The organism is Streptomyces thermovulgaris (genome assembly GCF_002155915.1).
In the GTDB taxonomy this organism is placed as follows: domain Bacteria; phylum Actinomycetota; class Actinomycetes; order Streptomycetales; family Streptomycetaceae; genus Streptomyces; species Streptomyces thermovulgaris.
Window position 1 is genome coordinate 1 of sequence record NZ_MUME01000410.1, and the last position, 1,754, is coordinate 1,754.

The following is a 1,754-nucleotide window of genomic DNA, read 5'->3' on the forward strand; positions in this document are numbered from 1 at the left end:
GTACAAGGCCCGCAATGTCGTCGAACGCTGCTTCGCCCGGCTCAAGCAGTTCCGGGCGGTAGCGACCCGCTTCGACAAACTGGCCGCCCGCTACCGGGCCGGACTCCACCTTGCGTCACTCATCCTCTGGCTCCGCACACCCCACCAAAATCATTTGCCAGACAAGCCCTAGTACTCCAGCAGGACTTTTAGATTTCCCCTGGTCAATGGCCTGGCGGTGGGGAGTGTAGCGGGTGTGTGGTGGTCGTGGGACGGTCTTGCCGGGGCCGTCCCGCGAACGTGTGCCCGCGCCGCATGTAGTGACAGCGTCGGGCGCGTGCTTGGTGGCGGCGTCTCCAGCGGGACCAGTTCACCGCGTGGTCGCGGCGTGCAGGATGGCGGCGGGGTTCAGTTGCCAGCAGACGGCGGATTTCAGCTGGTGTGAGATCCACGAGGTCGGGCGTGTCGGCCGTGTCACCCCTTTTTCGCGTTCCTGGGTGGCCATCGCGGCGAGGAAGGCGTGGGCGAGCATGGCGAGCGTGATGTGCCGGTACCAGCCCACGTAGCGGCGGACTTCGTACTGGTCCAGGCCGCACTCGTTCTTCGCGCTCTGGAAACACTCCTCGATCTTCCAGCGGCAGCCGGCGACACGGACCAGGTCGGCGACGGTGGCCTCCAGCGGGGCGCAGGCGAGGTAATAGGCGATCTCGTCGGGTTTGCTGATGCTGCGGCGGGCCAGCATCCACCGTTGCCGGGCGGGCTCGTCGCCGTCGAACTCGCCGATGGCGGGCAGGCGGGCGGCGGCCCAGTCGTAGGAGCGCTCGCCCTTCGCCCCCTGCCCCGCGGACAGGCGTTGCCACGCCTCGGGCGGGGCCTGGGCGATGAGGTGGTCGATGCGCGGGCCGTTCACCTGCTGGGACTTGGGCACGGCGACGACGTAGAAGAGCCCGTGGTCTTCCAGAAAGCGGCGGAAGTGCGAGTCCTGGCCGTAGGCGGCATCAGCGGTTACCCAGCTGAAGAGAAGTGGAGAGGCCAGGGCTCGCAGGATCATGTCGCGTGCCAGTTCGCCCTTCGTCTGGAAGCCGCGATCGTCGGGGACGCGGGCCGCTTGGCAGCGCTCGCGGTCGTCGGTCCAGGACTTGGGCAGGTAGAGCTCACGGTCGACCAGGGCGTGGCCCCGGGTGGTGGCGTAGGCGGCGAAGACGCCGATCTGGCAGTTCTCGGTCCGGCCGGCGGTGCCGGAATACTGGCGCTGCACCCCGGCGGAGGTGGTTCCCTTCTTCACGAAGCCGGTGTCGTCCACGATCAACACCCCGTTTTTCTCGCCGAGTTGTTCGGCGACGTAGGCCTGCAGGTCGTCGCGGACTTCGTCGGCGTCCCAGCGGCTGCGGGACAGCAGGTGCTGCAGGCCGTCCGGGGTGGCGTGGCCGTCGTACTCGGCGAGCTGCCAGCTGTTTTTGCGGCCTACCGGGCCGAGCAGCCCACGCACGTAGTCCCGCATCCGCCGCCGGGCCTCCACCCTGGGGAAGCGGGCTCCGGTCCGCAGGAAGAGTTCTTCGAGTTCCAGGTCCCAGGCGTTCGTCGGTACGTCGTGGATCACGACAACGGACTGCTCGGCACGCTTCCGTTGCATGCGGCGCGGGCACACGTTCGCGGGACGGCCCCGGCAAGACCGTCCCGCGACCACCACACACCCGCTACACTCCCCACCGCCAGGCCGTTGACCAGGGGAAATCTAAAAGTCCTGCTGGAGTACTAGCTGTATTGCCCTGAGA

At 67.8% G+C, this 1,754-nt stretch carries 1 protein-coding gene and 1 pseudogene; one reads left to right on the plus strand and one right to left on the minus strand.

Annotated elements, in window-relative coordinates; translation table 11 throughout:
- Nucleotides 1-172: pseudogene (locus tag CCN35_RS25410) on the plus strand (IS5/IS1182 family transposase); the annotation flags it as partial.
- A gap of 177 nt (nucleotides 173-349) precedes the next feature.
- Here CCN35_RS25410 and CCN35_RS25415 read toward each other — a convergent pair.
- Nucleotides 350-1,612 (minus strand): IS701 family transposase, encoded by a 1,263-nt coding sequence (locus CCN35_RS25415; RefSeq protein ID WP_245863462.1) that lies wholly within the window; start codon nucleotides 1,610-1,612, stop codon nucleotides 350-352.
- Nucleotides 1,613-1,754 lie beyond the last annotated feature (142 nt).

Bases quoted from the DNA above. Each gene is read 5' to 3' on its own strand.
- CCN35_RS25415 (WP_245863462.1), bottom strand. From the start codon at position 1,612: ATGCAACGGAAGCGTGCCGAGCAGTCCGTTGTCGTGATCCACGACGTA.